This window comes from Prosthecodimorpha hirschii (assembly GCF_001305515.1).
Classification (GTDB): domain Bacteria; phylum Pseudomonadota; class Alphaproteobacteria; order Rhizobiales; family Ancalomicrobiaceae; genus Prosthecodimorpha; species Prosthecodimorpha hirschii.
This window is the reverse complement of record NZ_LJYW01000001.1, coordinates 983,242-1,000,186: the sequence shown is the minus strand read 5'-3', so window position 1 is coordinate 1,000,186 and position 16,945 is coordinate 983,242. Positions and strand designations below refer to the sequence as shown.

15 protein-coding genes are annotated in these 16,945 nt (G+C 68.3%); 3 read left to right on the top strand and 12 right to left on the bottom strand.

Features of this window, described 5'->3' with window-relative positions:
- Position 1: 1 nt before the first annotated feature.
- The 5 genes from ABB55_RS04295 to ABB55_RS04275 form a co-directional block, all read right to left on the bottom strand.
- Positions 2–1,183, bottom strand: coding sequence for a thiolase family protein (locus ABB55_RS04295; RefSeq protein WP_054357711.1), 1,182 nt, complete (start codon positions 1,181–1,183; stop codon positions 2–4).
- Positions 1,180–2,397, bottom strand: coding sequence for a CaiB/BaiF CoA transferase family protein (locus ABB55_RS04290; RefSeq protein ID WP_054357710.1), 1,218 nt, complete (start codon positions 2,395–2,397; stop codon positions 1,180–1,182). Before ABB55_RS04290 ends, ABB55_RS04295 begins: the two co-directional genes overlap by 4 nt.
- A 10-nt stretch (positions 2,398–2,407) precedes the next feature.
- Positions 2,408–3,724 carry a CoA transferase gene (locus ABB55_RS04285; protein ID WP_160321152.1) on the bottom strand — a complete coding sequence of 439 codons (1,317 nt, stop codon included), beginning with the start codon at positions 3,722–3,724 and terminating at the stop codon, positions 2,408–2,410.
- A 271-nt stretch (positions 3,725–3,995) separates the two neighbouring features.
- Entirely contained in the window at positions 3,996–4,892 is an 897-nt protein-coding gene (locus ABB55_RS04280) for an alpha/beta fold hydrolase (protein ID WP_054357708.1), read from the bottom strand.
- Between the two features lie 241 nt (positions 4,893–5,133).
- The gene (locus tag ABB55_RS04275; RefSeq protein ID WP_054357707.1) at positions 5,134–5,769 is read right to left on the bottom strand and encodes a GntR family transcriptional regulator; all 636 of its coding nucleotides are present in this window, start codon (positions 5,767–5,769) and stop codon (positions 5,134–5,136) included.
- Between the two features lie 424 nt (positions 5,770–6,193).
- Here ABB55_RS04275 and ABB55_RS04270 point away from each other — a divergent pair, with 424 nt between their 5' ends.
- Together ABB55_RS04270 and ABB55_RS28680 are read left to right on the top strand one after the other, a co-directional pair.
- Positions 6,194–7,156, top strand: coding sequence for a D-2-hydroxyacid dehydrogenase family protein (locus ABB55_RS04270; protein WP_054357706.1), 963 nt, complete (start codon positions 6,194–6,196; stop codon positions 7,154–7,156).
- A gap of 430 nt (positions 7,157–7,586) precedes the next feature.
- Positions 7,587–7,976 (top strand): DUF3085 domain-containing protein, encoded by a 390-nt coding sequence (locus ABB55_RS28680; protein WP_160321151.1) that lies wholly within the window; start codon positions 7,587–7,589, stop codon positions 7,974–7,976.
- A gap of 643 nt (positions 7,977–8,619) precedes the next feature.
- Here the strand turns inward: ABB55_RS28680 and ABB55_RS04260 are convergent.
- Entirely contained in the window at positions 8,620–9,651 is a 1,032-nt protein-coding gene (locus ABB55_RS04260) for an aminopeptidase (RefSeq protein ID WP_160321150.1), read from the bottom strand.
- Between the two features lie 230 nt (positions 9,652–9,881).
- Here ABB55_RS04260 and ABB55_RS04255 point away from each other — a divergent pair, with 230 nt between their 5' ends.
- Entirely contained in the window at positions 9,882–10,649 is a 768-nt protein-coding gene (locus tag ABB55_RS04255) for a GntR family transcriptional regulator (protein ID WP_244471965.1), read from the top strand.
- Here the strand turns inward: ABB55_RS04255 and ABB55_RS04250 are convergent.
- The 6 genes from ABB55_RS04250 to ABB55_RS04225 all read right to left on the bottom strand — a co-directional run bounded on the left by ABB55_RS04250 (position 10,636) and on the right by ABB55_RS04225 (position 16,849).
- The gene (locus tag ABB55_RS04250; protein WP_152981914.1) at positions 10,636–11,892 is read right to left on the bottom strand and encodes an MFS transporter; all 1,257 of its coding nucleotides are present in this window, start codon (positions 11,890–11,892) and stop codon (positions 10,636–10,638) included. The genes ABB55_RS04255 and ABB55_RS04250 overlap by 14 nt on opposite strands.
- A 223-nt stretch (positions 11,893–12,115) precedes the next feature.
- Positions 12,116–13,120: a branched-chain amino acid ABC transporter permease gene (locus tag ABB55_RS04245; RefSeq protein ID WP_083463336.1), complete on the bottom strand. Its 1,005-nt coding sequence runs from the start codon at positions 13,118–13,120 to the stop codon at positions 12,116–12,118.
- A gap of 1 nt (position 13,121) precedes the next feature.
- Positions 13,122–13,985, bottom strand: a complete 864-nt coding sequence (locus tag ABB55_RS04240; RefSeq protein WP_054357702.1) for a branched-chain amino acid ABC transporter permease — start codon at positions 13,983–13,985, stop codon at positions 13,122–13,124.
- Between the two features lie 139 nt (positions 13,986–14,124).
- Positions 14,125–15,348: an ABC transporter substrate-binding protein gene (locus ABB55_RS04235; RefSeq protein WP_054357701.1), complete on the bottom strand. Its 1,224-nt coding sequence runs from the start codon at positions 15,346–15,348 to the stop codon at positions 14,125–14,127.
- 27 nt (positions 15,349–15,375) lie between these two features.
- On the bottom strand, positions 15,376–16,092 hold the full coding sequence (locus tag ABB55_RS04230; RefSeq protein WP_054357700.1) for an ABC transporter ATP-binding protein: 717 nt from the start codon (positions 16,090–16,092) through the stop codon (positions 15,376–15,378).
- A complete protein-coding gene (locus ABB55_RS04225) occupies positions 16,085–16,849 on the bottom strand; it encodes an ABC transporter ATP-binding protein (RefSeq protein ID WP_054357699.1) in 765 nt (254 codons plus the stop codon). The genes ABB55_RS04230 and ABB55_RS04225 overlap by 8 nt, the downstream gene beginning before the upstream one ends.
- Between the last annotated feature and the right edge of the window lie 96 nt (positions 16,850–16,945).

Here is a 16,945-nt window from a genome sequence, read left to right as displayed (position 1 = left end):
CTCAGCTCCCGTAGATGATGGAGACGGCCTTGCCGGCCACGTCCGAGTTGTAGTGGACGAAGCGGCTGTCGCCGGCGCCGCGCGCCGCGACCTGGCGGGCGCCGCATTCCCCGCGCACCTGCCGGACGGCCTCGACCTGATGCGCCCAGCCCTGCATGTAGCTTTCCGACAGATGGCCGCCGCCGGTATTGACCGGGATGCGCCCGCCGAGCCCGATGCCGTCCTCGCGCATGAAGCGCCCGACATCGCCGGGGCGGCAGTAGCCGTAGCCTTCCAGCGCGAAGGGGACGTGGCACGAGAAGCTGTCGTAGATCTGCAGCGCGCTCATGTCCTCGGGGCCGACGCCCGCCATGGCATAGACCTGCGCCGCGCAGGCCTCCTGCGCCGGGCGGTAGAATTCGAGCAGGCGCGGCTCCAGGCTGGTGGCGCCGCGGTTGAGATCGGAGCGGCCGACGCCGTGGATCAGCACCGGCGCCTTGCGGGCCATCTTCCGGGCGCGCTCGGCCTCGGCGATGATCAGCACCACGCCGCCGTCGTTGATCAGGCAATAGTCGAACAGGCGCAGCGGCTCGCAGATGTAGCGCGCCGCCATGTAGTCCTCGATGGTGATCGGCTTGCGCATCAGGGCATGCGGATTGAGGCTGGCGGCATGGCGCTGGGCGACCGCGACCTCGCCGAGATCGCGTTCCGTGCAGCCGGTCAGTTCGCCGAAGCGGCGGAACATCATGGCATAGAGGGCGCCCTGCGAGGTGAAGCCCCAAGGCGCGTGGTAGACGTAGGACAAGAACATGTTCCCGCCCATCGCCTCCGGCCCGCCATACTGGATCGCGGCGGACCGCTGGTCGTTGCCGTAGACCAGCGCGACCACCTCGGCGAGGCCGGAGCGGATCGCCATGCAGGCCTCGATCACCGCCAGCATCGCGTCGGCCTGGCCGCCCCAGCGCGGATTGATGCCGAGGATCTCGCCGGTCCGCTCGTAGGCGAGCGTCGGGCCGACGATCAGGCCGTCGATCTCGTCGCGGCCGATGCCGGCATCGGCGAGCGCGGCCCGGAAGGCATCCGCCGCATAGCCGTAGGAATCGGCCGGCTTCTCGCCGGCGCGGACCCGGGCATGGTCGCCGACATAGTCGCTCTCGCCGACGCCGATCACGGCGCCGACCCGGGCAAGATCGCGGGCGGTCATTCGAGCACTCCTGTGGCGCGCAGCGAGGCGATGCGCTCGGGGCTGTAGCCGAGCAGGTCGGCGAGAACGCTGTCGGTATGCTCGCCGATCAGCGGCGGGCGCTTCAGGTCGATCCGCTCGCCGTCGAGCCGGAACGGCGGCGCCGTGAAGCGGGCCGGGCCGATCTCCGGATGGTCGACCACCTGCCAGTAGTCGCGGTGGCGCAGTTGCGGGTCGTCCTGCATCAGCCGGCGCGAGGTCGAGACCACGCCCGCCGGGACGCCGCGCGCCTGGCAGGCCGCCATGACGGCCTCCGCCGACAGGCCCCGCGTCCAGGCCGAGACCGCGGCCTCGACCCGGTCGACGGAGTCGAGCCGTCCGGCTTCGGTCTTGAGGGCGGGATCGGCCGCGAGCGCCTCGTCGCCCATGACCGCGCACAGATCCTGCCAGTGCCGGTCGTCGAGCACCGTGATCGCACACCAGCTGTCCTCGCCCGCGCAAGGAAAGACACCATGGGGGGCATGGTGCGGCGAGCGGTTGCCGAGGCGGGGCTGCTCGCGGCCGGTCGCGGCCGCCTCGACCACCGCCAGGCCCATGCAGTTGATGGTCGATTCCACCTGCGACAGGTCGATCTTCATGCCCCGCCCGGTCGCCCGCCGGTGGCGCAGGGCGGCCATCACCGCAAAGGCGGCGTGGTAGGGATTGGCCGCATGATCGGGGAAATGGGTGCCCGGACCGAGCGGGCCTTCGCCCTCGTAGCCGGTCGCCGCCATCAGCCCGGTGACCGCGCTGATGGTCATGCCGACGCCGGTCATGCCGGCCAGCGGCCCGTCCTCGCCATACATCGGCATCGACAGATAGATCAGGTCCGGCTTGATGCGGACGAGATCGTCATAGCCGAGCCCCAGGCGCTCCATGGCGCCGGGTCCGAAATTGTTGCTGACGATGTCGGACTGCCGGATGATCGCGTAGAGCGTCTCCCGGCTGTCCGGGTTCTTCATGTTGATCGCGACGCTCTTCTTGCCGGTATTGCGCGAGGCGAAGTAGCCGCTGCGGTTGATGCCGAAGACGCCGTCCTTGAACGGGCCGCCGACGCGGACCGGATCGGGCCTTGCGACGCCCTCGATCTTCAGCACCTCGGCGCCGAAGTCCGAGAAGATCTTGGTCGAGAAGGGACCGGCGCCGGCCCAGGTGAAATCGGCGAAACGGATGCCGGCCAGAAAATCGGGGGTCATCGCCATCTCCTCACGCGCTGGCCCGTCCGGCCGGATCGGCGCGGCCCGGATGGCCCTGGTTCATCCGGCCGAGCACCTCCGCGTCATGCTCGCCGAGCCGCGGGGCCGGGCGGTCGATCGCCCAGACCGGTTCGGACAGCCGGTAGGGCGCGCCCGGGATGGTCACCTCGGACCCGATCCCCGGCATGGCGACGGTCTGGAAGAAGCGCCGGAACAGGAGCTGCGGATCCGCACCGAGATCGGCGATCGAGGCGACCGGCGCCATCACGATCTTGCGCTTCAGCGCCTCCGCGGCGCAGCGCGCCTTGGTCTTGTCGGCCAGGAAGCGTTCGATCAGCACCTTGAATTCGGCCTTCATGGCCGCCGTCGTCCGCCGCGGCCGGTCCTGCCAGGGGGCGGAGGTCAGCGCGGCATGGCCGTCGAAGCCCTCTTCCTTCATCCAGGCGAGAAGGCCCGACCAGGAGGCCTGCAGGGCGAGCGGCGCGGCCAGGAAGACCCAGCCGTCCTGGCACGCGAAGGCGCTTTCGGTCGCGTCGCGGGTGCCTTCGCCGCCGCGCGTCGAGACGCGGCCCTCGAGGTCGAAGACCTGCACGGCGTTCTGCAGGGAGTGCGCGATGCATTCCTGCGCCGAGACATCGACGACATGGCCGGCGCCGCGGGTCTCCGCATCCCAGAGCGCGATGGCGGTGGCGGCGGCGGCATAGAGCGAGGCGACGAACAGGCTCTGCTCGCCGGCGATCTTCAAGGGCGGCTTGCCCGGCTCGCCCGACAGCCAGACGATGCCGCCGAGCGCCTGCACGACCAGATCGGACGCGGCGAAGCCGGCATAGGGGCCGGTCAGGCCGAACGGGGTGATGACCGTCACGACGCGCACGCCCGGCACCGCCAGGATGTCGGCGAGGAGGCCGTCCTCCGCCTCGGGCTCGACCACCACCACCGCTGCGGTCGCGACCAGCGCCTTGAGGATGTCGCGGCCGGCCGGCGTGGTCAGGTCGACCACGACACTCTTCTTGTTGAGGGCCAGGAACGCGAAGGGCACGCCGCCCTGTCCGGCGGCCAATGCGCCCGCGGTGGCGGGCGGCAGTCGCCGGTCGGAGCCGCCGCCGGGCGGTTCCACCCGGATCACCTCGGCGCCGAGATCGGCGAACAGCCGGGTGGCATAGGCGCCGTACAGCCGGGTGAGATCGATCACCCGTATGCCCGCGTAAGGGCGGGTGCCCGGATAGGGGTGTGCGCCCGCTTCGGGGTGGGTGCCGGCTTCGGGGTGGGCGCCCGCCTGATGCCGCTCGGGCCTCAGCTCGGCAGCTCGCGCCGCGTCGTCCTGCATGAATTCGATCTCCTCGGACGGCGGGGTCTTGTGGCGGACCCTTCGGGGAGGGTCCGCGGCCCGTCTCGCCGAGAAAGAATGCATCCTATAAAATCGTGCCGCAATCGACGCGGCCGGCATATCGGATTTGCCGGACGTGAACGGGGTGTCCTGCCAACGGCCCGGGACGCTGACGCATCGGGCCGTTGAAGCAACGCGAATTTCTCATAGGCGTCAGAGGCATGAGAGACCCGCGTATCGAAGACCGGCGATCATTCCATGCCCGTCGGTGTCAGCCGATCAGGCGCTCGAGCAGCGCGTCGAAAGCCTCCGGCTGCTCGTAGGCGGCCCAGTGGCCGGCATCGGGGAGGAGGTCGAAGGTCAGGTCGGGGCGGATGGCCCGGAGCAGGCGCTCGCGTTCGGGGAAATTCCCGGCCGCGATCGCGTCATGTTCGCCCCAGACGACATGCAGCCGGCCGATTTCGGCGCGCCGGAGCGCCTCCAGGATCGACGCGGAGGCGGCGAAGCGGCGGCTCTTGACCCGGGCGCGCGCGACATTGTCGGTCTGGATGGCGACCGCGAGTGCGTCGATCCGGGCCGGATCGGCGATCATCAGCCGGTTCAGGTTGCGGCGATGGGCGGCGGCGAGCTCGGCCGGCGACAGGCCGAGATCGGTCCGCTCCAGCGTGATCGCCCGCCGCGCCGCGCCGATCGCGCCGGCCCCGACGATGGTCAGCGAACGATGTCCCGCCCGGTGCGCGGCCAGATGGCTGCCGATCAGGGCGCCGAACGAGAAGCCGACCAGGTCCGTCTCGGCCGGCGCCAGACCGATCGCGTCGAGGCCGCGGGCCAGGATCGCGGCGATCGTCTCCGGCACGACCGGCTCCGGCGCATCGGCCGAATCGCCGAGACCCGGCATGTCGGCCGCATAGACCCGCCGGCGTGCGGCGAGCGCCGGGATGTTGCGCACCCAATGCTGCCACGAGCCGTAGCCGCCATGCAGCAGCACGACCGGCCGCCCGGCGCCCCAGGCGCGCCAGACCATCGATCCGGCCCCGCACGGCGTCTCGATCCGCTCGGCGGCGGCATCCAGGGTGGCGATCGGGGCGGGCAGGGCGGAGGACAGGGAGGCGGCCGACAAGGCGTCGGCGTTCGGTGCGGCGGTCGGGGTGTTTGCGGCAGGGCTCATGGTCGGTCGGGATCCGGTCGTGTGGCGCGGCGGCGGCGAAGCCCGCAGGGGCGCGGGCGCCCCGCGTCGCGGCGGGCGATGGAGGGGCGTTCCGCCCGGGCCTTTCAGACCGCGGCGGCGGTTTCGGTGGTGGCGAGTGGTCAAAATCTGACATGTGCGTCCCGCAAATGTCAGAGTGAATTGACCACGTCGTCAAAGAGTTAGTTGTCTGATCGAGACGGTTGGGTGCCATCCGTCTCGATCAGACCACGAGGCCGTGGCCGCCTTCGCGCCAGCCGCTGCGGATATGGGCGACCATCGCCTCGACGGCGCCGGACGGGTCGTCGTCGGCGATGTGGGCCAGGATGTCGTCATGCTCGTGACGCATGCGGTTCGGCCGGTCGCTGCGGGTGTCTTGGGCCGTGAAGGGATATTTCGACCACAGCACGCGCACGAAATGCAGCGTCTGCGGCCGCTCGGCCATGGCATAGAGGCCGAAATGGAAGCGCACATTGGCGGTGCGCACGGCGAGCAGGTCGCCCGCCTCGATGGCGCGGGCCACGTCGCGCTGCAGGTCCTGCAGCTCGCGGAACCGGCCCGGCGTGATCCGCGCGACCGCGATCGCGGTCAGCTCGCGCTCCAGCATCAGGCGCAGGTCGTAGATCTCGCGCACCTGGCCGGCCACCAGGTGGGGCACGATCAGCCCCTTGTGCGGGTTGCCGCCGACATAGCCTTCCGCCTGCAAGGTCAGCAGCGCCTCGCGCACCGGCGTGATCGAGACGCCGAGCTCGGCCGCCAATTCGGCCTGCTTCAGCTTGTCGCCGCGGGCATACTGGCCGGCAATGATGCGCTCGCGCAGCACCTGCGCGACCCAATCCTGCTTGGTGATGGCTGCCATGGCGTTCCGCGTCGGGCCCTGCGGCCGATGGACAATGCATTCTCGATGGTCGACGATCGGGCTTGCGAACGCAAGCACCTTGACGCAGGGTCGCGTCACACGCCCGGTCCGGCGCCCATCCGCCATCCGCCATCCGCCCGCCGCCAGTCGCCATCCGTCGCCGGCGTGCCGGCCGGGCCGTCGCCGGCTTCGGCACGGGATCGGCGCGGCCCGGATATGCCGTGCGGGCCATTGCAATCCGTGCAACGTCCTGCAAGTCCTTGCCGGTCCGTTGCGCGGCTTTTGCAAGCCTTTCGAATCCGTTTGCGGTTCGCCGCCAGCGGTCCGTCCGGTGGGCGCCGCGTCGCCGGTCCGGCTGCCCGTCCCGGGGATAGCCCGCGGCCCTGTCCGTCTCAATGCGTTCGCCCTCGGAGGATTGGATCCCGTGCGTCTCGCCCTTCTCGACGACTACCAGGGGGTCGCCCTCGCGCTCGGCGACTGGCAGCGGCTGGCACCGGCCGTGACCGTCGACGCGCTCGACGGGCCGATCGGCGACATCGACCGGCTGGCCGAGCGGCTCGCGCCCTACGACGCCATCCTGGCCATGCGCGAGCGGACGCCGTTTCCCGCCGCCCTGTTCGCCCGGCTGCCGCGGCTGCGCCTGCTGGTCACCGCCGGCATGGCCAATGCGGCGATCGATCTGGAAGCCGCCGCCGCCCATGGCGTCCAGGTCTGCGGCACCCGCAGCTGGCCGCATGCGACGCCGGAGCTGACGCTCGGCCTGATGCTCGCCCTCGTCCGCCACATCCCGCGCGAGGCGCTCGGCATGCGCACCGGGCGCTGGCAGGAGACGGTCGGCATCGGCCTCCACGGCCGCACCTTAGGCCTGATCGGCCTCGGTACCATCGGCAGCCGGATGGCGGCCTTCGGCCAGGTGCTGGGCATGAAGGTGATCGCCTGGAGCGCCAACCTGACCGACGAGAAGGCCGCCGCCGCCGGGGCGACACGGGTCGCCAAGGACGATCTCCTGGCCGCCGCCGACGTGGTCTCCATCCACCTGCGCCTGTCCGAGCGCAGCCGCGGCCTGATCGGCGCGCGCGAGCTCGGGCTGATGAAGCCGACCGCCTATCTGGTCAACACCTCACGCGGGCCGATCGTCGACGAGACGGCGCTGGTCGCCCACCTGCAGGCCGGCCGCATCGCCGGCGCCGGCCTCGACGTCTTCGACCAGGAGCCGCTGCCGGGCGACCATCCGCTGCGCAGCCTCGACAACGCGCTCCTGCTGCCGCATCTCGGCTATGTCGCCGAGGAGAATTTCCGCCTGATCTATGCCGACACGATCGAGGCGGTCGAAGGCTTCCTGGCCGGCACCCCGGTCCGCCCGCTCAACGCGCCGCGGGGCGGGTGACGGCTCATACCGGCCGGGCGCACCTTGTGTGATCCCGGCATTTGATAGTGCAGTCTTTCCGCAGAGCTGAAAGGACACGCTAGTAACCAGGATCACCACGGGAGCGCCGCATAAAGGCCCTAAGACGCCTCACGCCCTACGAGTTCATATGCAAAGGCTGGACTGACGAGTCAGAACTAGTGATTATCGTTTCGATCGATCAAATGCGGGGACTAAACACTTGGGTTGGTGGTCGGCGGGCACGTTGAAAGCGCAGCCTTGCAGACCAAGCGTCTCGCAATCCAGAACGCGACGCCGCCGTGGCTTCGGCTTCGTTGCCATTGCAGTATTTCTAGTGAACAGATCCCCTTGTGCAAATATCATGAATGATAGAAAATGATTTAAAGATAGCAGAGGTAACCTTATCATTTTGCCTATGTTGGAGATTCTTATGCCACTGACATTCCGTTGGGATGATGTCCGTATGCTTATAAATGAAAGTGAACTTGCAGATGCTCATCATCCATTTTATGGCCTCGAGACCGGACCGGGTTTGTGGCTTGTCGGGGATCGTGGAGTCTATCTGATGAGTAACGCTTTGTTCCCTGATGAGCGCCTGAACAAAGTTATTTTTGCAGACGAATGTAATCCAGAGAAGATGGAATTCTCTGAGTGGTGGGAGAGCAAATGCCATATGTTTGGTGAAGAGGACGGCGTTGAGTTTATTCCTTTTGCTGCTTTTGAGTCATCAGAAATTCAAGATGAGTTGAATTTATCAATCATTTTTTCAGAAGATAAGGTGCAGATTGAAATTGTGCATAATTCTGATTTCGATGATTAACAGTTCGGTGAAGCGCCCGCTCGCCCTTTTGGTTTCAGCATGAGTGATTTCTCCGTAGGGCGAGGAGTATATTGAATTTTGACTAGGAGAATCCGAAAGTAGACGTCGGTCCTATTCATGGTTGCTCTTTGCAGGAGAGCGGTTGCGGTTCGGGGGCTAGTGAAGGATGAGGAGTGGGCGATTTTCTCGCCTTTTTTGGTGCACGCGGGCGCGCGTACGGAGGTGCTGATCACCGCCGCACCCGGCACGCAGCCCTCCAAGGGGGAGACGATGGCCGAAGGCCGGATAGGGAGGCTTGGATTTAGCGGCAGTGTGAAAGTCTCGCGGTTCGTCGGCGTGGGCGGCGGCCGGACCGCGGGCTTGGGGCGTTGACGCGGGATCGACCCCCTCATCCGCCCTTCGGGCACCTTCTCCCCCCACGGGGGGCGAAGGGGATAACGCGTTGGGGGATTGGGGTAAATCGGCGCATACGCGATGCAGGAGTCTGGGCATCAGCCCCCTGATCTCCCGGCTCCTTCCCCTTCTCCCCCTGCAAAGGGGGAGAAGGTGTGCGAAGGCCGGATGAGGGGGGCTGGGGGCCGCGGCATTTCGAAAGGCCGCGGCATTCCGAAAGGCCGGCGGTCCGGGCCGGCGGGGCCGCCGGCTAGCCCTCGATGTCGACCAGGAAGTTGCCGTCCTCGATGCGCTTGACGCCGTCGACATAGAGGGTCGGGTGCAGGATCACGCCGTCCATGTGGATCTTGGAGAAGATCGAGCCGCCGACATCGACATTGGTGCCGAGGCCGAAATGCATCGTGCCCATGATGTTCTTGTCTTCGCGCTGGATGCCGCGAATGACCGCCTTGGAATTGACGCCGACCGAGGCCTCCGCCGGGCACATATAGGCGTTCTCGTCGCCATAGGTGGCCAGGAAGTCGCGCAGGATGCGGGCATCCGCGCCGCCGTCGATCTTGATCACCTTGCCGTTCTCGACCGTCAGCTCGATCGGGCTCGACAGGCGGCCGAGATGGTGCATCGTCAGGTCGATGACCAGCTTGCCGTTGGCGGTATATTCGTTCGGGGCGACGTTGAACTCGCCGGTCGGGTATAGATAGTAGTAGAGCTTGCCGGCCGGACGGTTCTCGTCCTTCTGGAAGTTGACGATCTTGTAGGCGTCGTAGTCCGGACCGGGCAGCGGCGGCACCCAGATCTTGTTCTCGACGCTGTAGGTGAAGTCGGTTCCGTAGCGAGACGTGACGCGGCACATCTTGGCGTCGGCGCCGAAGATGCGTGCGCCGACATAGTGCTTGCGCACCGCGACCTGGCGCATGTCCTCGGTGATCGCGCCCGACTGCATCCATTCCAGCTGCATGCCGCCATCCAGGCAGATCGACGGAATGCCGGCCTCCATGGAGCGCAGGCTCGCCGCGCAATGCAGCATGCCGGTCGAGGCGATCAGGACGTTCACGTCCGACTTCATCATCGCCTCGCACACCGCGGCCGGCGGGTCGTAGTAGTCGGCCGGGCGGCGCTCGAACAGGGTCACGGTCACGTCCGCCCCGATCTCCTGCAGTATGCTCATCACTGCCTGCCAGACGCGCGGGTCGTGCGCGGTGTCGCTGAGCACCAGCGCGCGCTGCCCCTTCTTCACGTTGCGCACCAACGGGCGGCGCAGGTGTTCCATGTTTCCCGTCAACAATGCTCCACCGACCATGGCGTCTCGCTCCCTCGCTCTTGTTGGGGTCGATCTTCAATATGTCGACACTATGATGCACAGAGCCGGACAATATGGAAGGCATATCATCTATGTTGGCATTAAGTGTGGACATTCAGCCACCCAAGGGGCGTCGATGCCGCGGCGGTAGGGGCTGGCGGGAGCCGCGGCGTCTTGGTAGATTCGGGGCGTTCCGAGGGGTGAAGATCGAAATGCGCGCCGATAGCGAAGGCCCGATCGAGGCGATGGAAGCGGGGGCCGCGGCGCGCGATCTCGACCTCAAGTCGCTTGCCCGCGCCCAGGCCCTGGTCACCCGGATCGTGGCCGAGCGGCACGACCGGCCGTCCCTGGTCGCGCGGATCGCTTCGGAGACCGGCGCGGAGATCATCGAGGGCATCCGCCGGCCGGGCGACGACCTGAATTCGGTCGAGCTGTCGAAGCGCTACCGCACCAGCCGCACGCCGATCCGCGAGGCGCTGATGCTCCTGGAGAAGGAGGGGCTGGTCGACGTGCCGCCGCGCAAGCGTCCGCGCGTCGCCTCGCCGGCGCTGGCCGAAATCCGCGAGATCTATCGCGCCCGTGCGGTGCTGTTCGAGATGATCGCCGCCGATGTCGCCGCGGCGATCACCCCCGAGGGGCTGCAGGCGCTACGCGAGCATTTCGCCGCGATGGAAGCCGCCCACCGCGCCGGCGACCTGAACGGCTTCGTGTGGGCCAATGTCGATTTCTACGAATTGAACACGCAGCTCGCCAGCAATCGCACCGTCAAACGCATCCTCGATTCGCTGCTCCTGCGCACGGCGCGCCTGCGCCGGCTCAGCCTGTCGCAGCCGGGCCGCATGGCGCGCTCCTTCGACGACCATGCCCGCCTGATCAAGGCCTATGAGGACGGCGACCCGCAGCTCGCCGCGGCGCTGATCCGCTCCAACCACATCAACGCCCTGGCGGCGCTGGAAGGCTACCTGCTCAAGGCCGGCTGACGTCCGCGCCGGTGGTGCCGCGCGGCACCAGGGCCGAGACCGCGGTCAAGAGCGCGACCGCCAGCAGCGGGCCGGCATAGCCGTGGGTCGCCGAGACGGCGAGGGCGAAGGCCATCGGCCCGAGCACGTAGCCGGTGAACAAGAGGAGCGTCGCCCCGGCCGCCGTCTCGCGCACCCGCCCGCGCGGCGAGATGCGTGCGACCTCGGCGATCTGGACGCCGTTCCAGCCGGTCACCGTCGCCCCGGCCAGCGTGCACAGCATGGCGACCAGCGGGATCGGCGTCGTGGCCGGCAGCAGCGCCAGGGCCAGCGTGCAGGCGGCCGACAGTCCCGCCGCGACCCTGAGCGTCAGCGTGCCGGAGCCGATCCGGTCGGCGATCCAGCCGAGCCCGATCCGGCCGACGATGCCGGCGGTCTGCATGATCGCGAACAGCCCGCCGGCGGCGATCAGGCCGAGCCCGAAGCGGTCGACCAGGATGGTGACCAGAAAGGCGATCCAGACGCCCTGGCTGACCGCGAGCATCAGGCCCGACAGGGCGAGGCGGACGAGGCCGGGCGTCGAGCGCAGCACCAGGATCGGGGTCAGCAGGTTGTCCGGGGACAGGAAGCGGGCGAGCGTCAGCGGCGGGCCCTCCGGCCCGGCCGGATCGACCCGGCGGCGGACCGGCTGGACGGCGAGGACGGTCGCCAGCGCGATCAGGGCCGAGACCGCCAGCGCCGCGGTCAGGCCGCCATGCTCGACCAGCGGCGGCAGGATCAGCCCGGCCAGGACGCCGCCGATCGGGACGCCGGCCTGCTTGATCGAGAAGACCAGGGCCTGCCGATGCGGCGGCACGAAGCGGTGCAGGATGTCGCTGCCGGCGGGCGTCGAGGGGCCGTAGCCGAGCCCCATCAGCACCACGGCGGCGATCAGCACGGGGCCGGACGGCAGCGCCATCAGGGCGACCCCGAAGGCGCCGGCGACGAGGCCGATCTGCAGCGTGCGCACCGAGCCGACCCGCTCCATCAGCGGGGCGCCGGCGAGCAGGAACAGCATCGAGCCGATCATCGCCGCGCCGGACAGATAGCCGACCGCGGCCGGCGAGACGCCGCGTTCGGCCGTCAGGATCGGTCCGACGGTCGGCGGCAGGCGCAGCAGGAAGGAGGCGACCGACTGTACCGCCAGCGTCAAGAGGAGCGGTGCCAGCCAGGCCCGCCCGGGCGTCCCGGCGCCGCCCCTGTCGTCGATCTCCGCCGTTGCCACCCGCAAAACCCCATATCTATCCGCCGGACGGACTGGATAGCCGGGAATGCCGGCATGCGGTAGGCGGCGATCCGCATGGCCGGGCTCCGTCCCCCTCGCGACGGCGGGCGGCCGCCGGTCCGTCGACGACCATCGGATCGGGCTCTGCCGTCCCGGTCGCTGTCGACGGGCCGGTCCGCGGCGAACCGGATGGGGCCGCCGGCGGGCGTCGGTTCGGCGGCGGTCAGCGCTTCTCGGCGCCGCGCCACTGGGCGAAGGCGATGATCTCGCCGACGATGCCGCGCCGGAAGGCGAGCACGCAGGCGATGAAGATCACGCCCTGGATGACCAGCACCCACTGGCCGAAGCCGGCCAGATATTGCTGCATGGCGATGATCACCACCGCGCCGATGACCGGCCCGAAGATGGTGCCGAGCCCGCCGACCAGGCACATCAGCACGACCTCGCCCGACATGGTCCAGTGCACGTCGGTCAGCGAGGCGTTCTGCGCGACCAGCGCCTTGACCGAGCCCGCGAGGCCGGCCAGCGTCGCCGACAGGACGAAGGCCATCAGCTTGTAGCGCTCGGTGCGGTAGCCGAGCGAGATGGCGCGCGGCTCGTTCTCGCGGATCGCCTTCAGGATGTCGCCGAAGGGCGAGTTGACGATGCGCCGGATCAACAGGAAGGCGATCAGGAACACGGCCAGCACGACATAGTAGAAGGTCTGCTGCTGGGAGAGATCGAAGAGGCCGAACAGCCGGCCCTGCGGCACGCTCTGGATGCCGTCCTCGCCATGGGTGAAGGGCGCCTGCAGGTAGACGAAATAGACCATCTGCGACAGCGCCAGCGTGGTCATGGCGAAGTAGATGCCCTGCCGGCGGATCGCCAGCAGGCCGACCAGGGTGCCGATCGCCCCGGCGGCGAGGAGGCCGGCCAGGATGGCCAGTTCCGGCGGAAAGCCCCAGACCTTGGCGGAATGGGCGGCGATGTAGCCGCCGGTGCCGAGGAACATGGCGTGGCCGAAGGAGAGCAGGCCGACATAGCCGATCAAGAGGTTGAAGGCGCAGGCGAAGATCGCGAAGCACAGCGCCTGCATCAGGAAGTAGGGGTAGATCAGCCCGGTCAGCGGCAGAGCGGCGAGCAGGCCGGCCATGACCAGGAAGGCCAGGATCTCGGCGCGTGCGCCGAGGCGGCCGGAGGCGGCGGCCGGCGGGGCGGAACCCGGAGCGGCATGGGTCGCGCTGGTCATGTCAGGCGGTCCTTCCGAACAGGCCGTTCGGCTTGACCAGCAGGACGATCGCCATGATGACGAAGACCACCGTGCTGGAAGCCTCGGGATAGAAATACTTGGTCAGGCCCTCGATCAGGCCGAGCGCGAAGCCGGTCACGATCGAGCCCATGATCGAGCCCATGCCGCCGATCACCACCACGGCGAAGACCACGATGATGAAGTCGGCGCCCATCAGCGGCCGGACCTGGTTGATGGGGGCGGCGAGCACGCCGGCGAGCGCCGCCAGCGCGACGCCGAAGCCGTAGGTCAGCGTGATCATGCGCGGCACGTCGATGCCGAAGGCGCGGACCAGCTCCGGGCGCTCGGTCGCGGCGCGCAGATAGGCGCCGAGCTTGGTGCGCTCGATGACGAACCAGGTCGCCAGGCAGACCACCAGCGAGAAGACGATCACCCAGGCCCGGTAGTTGGGCAGGAACATGAAGCCGAGATTCTGCGCGCCGCGCAGTTCGGCCGGAATGGCATAGGGCAGGCCGGAGGAGCCGAACTCGTTCTGGAACACGCCCTGGATGACCAGCGCGAGCCCGAAGGTCAGCAGGAGCCCGTAGAGATGGTCGAGCCCGGTCAGCCATTGCAGCATGGTGCGCTCGACCAGCACGCCGACCGCGCCGACCATCAGTGGCGCCAGCAGGAGCGCCCACCAATAGCCGAGCCCCGCCCAGTTGAGCAGGAAATAGGCCGCGAAGGCGCCCATCATGTAGAAGGCGCCGTGGGCGAAGTTGATGATGTTGAGCATGCCGAAGATGACGGCGAGCCCGAGGCTCAAGAGGGCGTAGAAGGACCCGTTGATCAGTCCGACGACGAGCTGTCCGTAAAGGGCTTGCATGGCGGCTCCGGGCACCGGGTTCCGGGATGTCGCTGAGAAGGCGGGCGGGCCGGCCGGTCCCGCGGGAGGCGGGCGGCCGGGTCCGAAGCGGCTGCGGGACGGGACGCGCCCCGCAGCCGGGATCAGATCGCGGCGACGCTCACTTCACGAGCGAGCAGCCACCCTCGGCGGCCGGCCGGAAGGCCTTGTCGGCCGGGATGGTGGCGACCAGCTTGTAATAGTCCCAGGGACCCTTGGACTCGGCCGGCTTCTTGACCTCGAACAGATAGGCCGGATGGATCTTGCGGCCGTCGGCGCGGATGGTGCCCTTGCCGAACAGCGCGTCGTCGGTCGGCATTTCCTTCATCTTGGCGACCACCTTGGCGCCGTCGCCGGGATTGCCGCCGAGCGCCTCCATGGCCTTCAGATAGTGCAGCACCGCCGAATAGACGCCGGCATGGACCATGGACGGCATCATCTTGTTCTTCATGCGCTCGGAGAAGCGCTTGGAGAAGGCGCGGGTCTGGTCGTTCATGTCCCAGTAGAAGGTCTCGGTGAAGGTCAGCCCCTGGGCGACCTGCAGGCCGAGCGCGTGCACGTCGGGCAGGAAGAGCAGCAGGGCGGCGAGCTTCTGCCCGCCGGCGACGATGCCGAATTCGGACGCCTGCTTGATCGAGTTGGTGGTGTCGCCGCCGGCATTGGCGAGGCCGATGATCTTGGCCTTCGACGACTGCGCCTGCAGCAGGAAGGACGAGAAGTCGGCGGTGTTGAGCGGATGGCGGACCGCGCCGGTGACCGTGCCCTTGTTGGCCTTGACGACCTCGGTCGTGTCGCGCTCGAGCGCGTGACCGAAGGCATAGTCGGCGGTCAGGAAGAACCAGCTGTCGCCGCCGGACTTCACGACCGCCTCGCCGGTGCCGTGCGCCAGCATCCAAGTGTCGTAGGTCCAGTGGACGGTGTTCGGCGAGCAGGCCTTGCCGGACAGGTCCGAGGTCGCCGCGCCGGAATTCAGGAACGCCTTGTTCTTCTCGCGCGTGACCTGGTTGACGGCGAGCGCGACGCCGGAATTCGGCGTGTCGACGATCACGTCGACCTTGTCGACATCGTACCACTGGCGGGCGATGTTGGTGCCGACGTCGGGCTTGTTCTGGTGGTCGCCGGCGATCACGTCGATCTTCCAGCCCTTGGCGACGAGGCCGGAATCCTCGATCGCCATCTGGGCGGCCAGCGTCGAGCCGGGGCCGCCGAGATCGGCATAGAGGCCGGACTGGTCGGACAGGTTGCCGATGCGGACGGTCTTGTTGTCTTGCGCCGTCGCGGAACCGACGGTCAGCGCGGTCGCCGCAACGGCGGCGAGCAGCGCGGTGATGGTGCGAGACTGCATGGGCTCTTTCCTCTCTTGCTCGGCCGATCAGACGCCGAGATAGTCTTGAAGTTTCTGTTTGTTGGCTTCCAGGTCGGCACTGGCGAAGCCGTCGACGACACGGCCGTGTTCCATGACGTAGAACCGGTCCGCGACCTTCGAGGCCCAGCGGAAGTTCTGCTCGACGAGCAGAATCGTGAATCCGGACTGCTTCAGCCGGGCGATGGTCCGGCCGATCTGCTGGATGATCACCGGCGCGAGACCTTCGGTCGGCTCGTCGAGCATGAGCAGGCGGGCGCCGGTGCGCAGGATGCGGCCGATCGCCAGCATCTGCTGCTCGCCGCCCGACAGCTTGGTGCCCTGGCTGCCGAGGCGTTCCTTGAGGTTCGGGAACAGTTCGAAGATCTGGTCCAGGCTGAGCCCGCCCGGCCGGACGACCGGCGGCAGGGTCAGGTTTTCCTTCACGTCGAGGCTGGCGAAGATGCCGCGCTCCTCCGGGCACAGCGCGATGCCGGCGCGCGCGATCCGGTCGGAGGTCAGCCGGATGGTCTCGGCGCCGTCGAACCGGATCGAGCCGGAGCGCTTGCCGATCATGCCCATGACCGACTTCAGCGTCGTCGTCTTGCCGGCGCCGTTGCGGCCGAGCAGGGTCACGACCTCGCCGGGCCGGACGTGGAAGTCGACGCCGTGCAGGATGTGGGATTCGCCGTACCAGGCCTCCAGGCCCGCCACCGTCAGCAGGGCCCCGTTCGCCGCCTCAGCCATCGGCATCCCCCATATAGGCCTGCTGCACGGCCGGATTGGTCGAGACGGTCGCGTAGTCGCCTTCCGCCAGCACCTGGCCGCGGGTCAGAACCGTAATCGTGTCCGACAATTCGGCGACGACGCTCAGATTGTGCTCGACCATCAGGACGGTGCGGTTGGCGGCGACCCGGCGGATCAGCGCCGTGATCCGCTCGATATCCTCATGGCCCATGCCGGCCATCGGCTCGTCGAGCAGCATCATTTCCGGGTCGAGCGCCAGCGTGGTGGCGATCTCCAGCGCGCGCTTGCGGCCGTAGGAGAGTTCCACCGCCCGGGTGTGGATGAATTCGGCCAGGCCGACATCCTCCAGGAGTTCGGCCGCACGCGCGTCGTAGACGCCGAGCACCGACTTGGAGCGCCAGAAGTCGAACGAATTGCCGCGCTGGCGCTGCAGGGCGACGCGGACGTTTTCCAGCGCGGTCAGATGCGGGAAGACCGCCGAGATCTGGAACGAGCGGATCAGCCCGAGGCGCGCCACGTCGGCCGGCTTCAGGCCGGTGATGTCCTCGCCCTTGTAGAGGATGCGCCCGCCGGACGGGGTGAGGAACTTGGTCAAGAGGTTGAAACAGGTCGTCTTGCCGGCGCCGTTCGGGCCGATCAGCGCATGGATCGTCCCGCGCCGGACCGAGAGGTTGACGTTGTTGACGGCGGTGAAGCCGGCGAAGGTCTTGGTCAGACCTTCCGCGACGAGAATGGGGACGGCGTCGGCTGCAGCCATGGCGCTCCTCGGGAACCGTTTCCTCGGTGCGGGTCTGAGGCCCGCTTGGGCCATGGACTTGTGACGGAAAGTCCAGGCCGATGAAGGTGTTGGGGC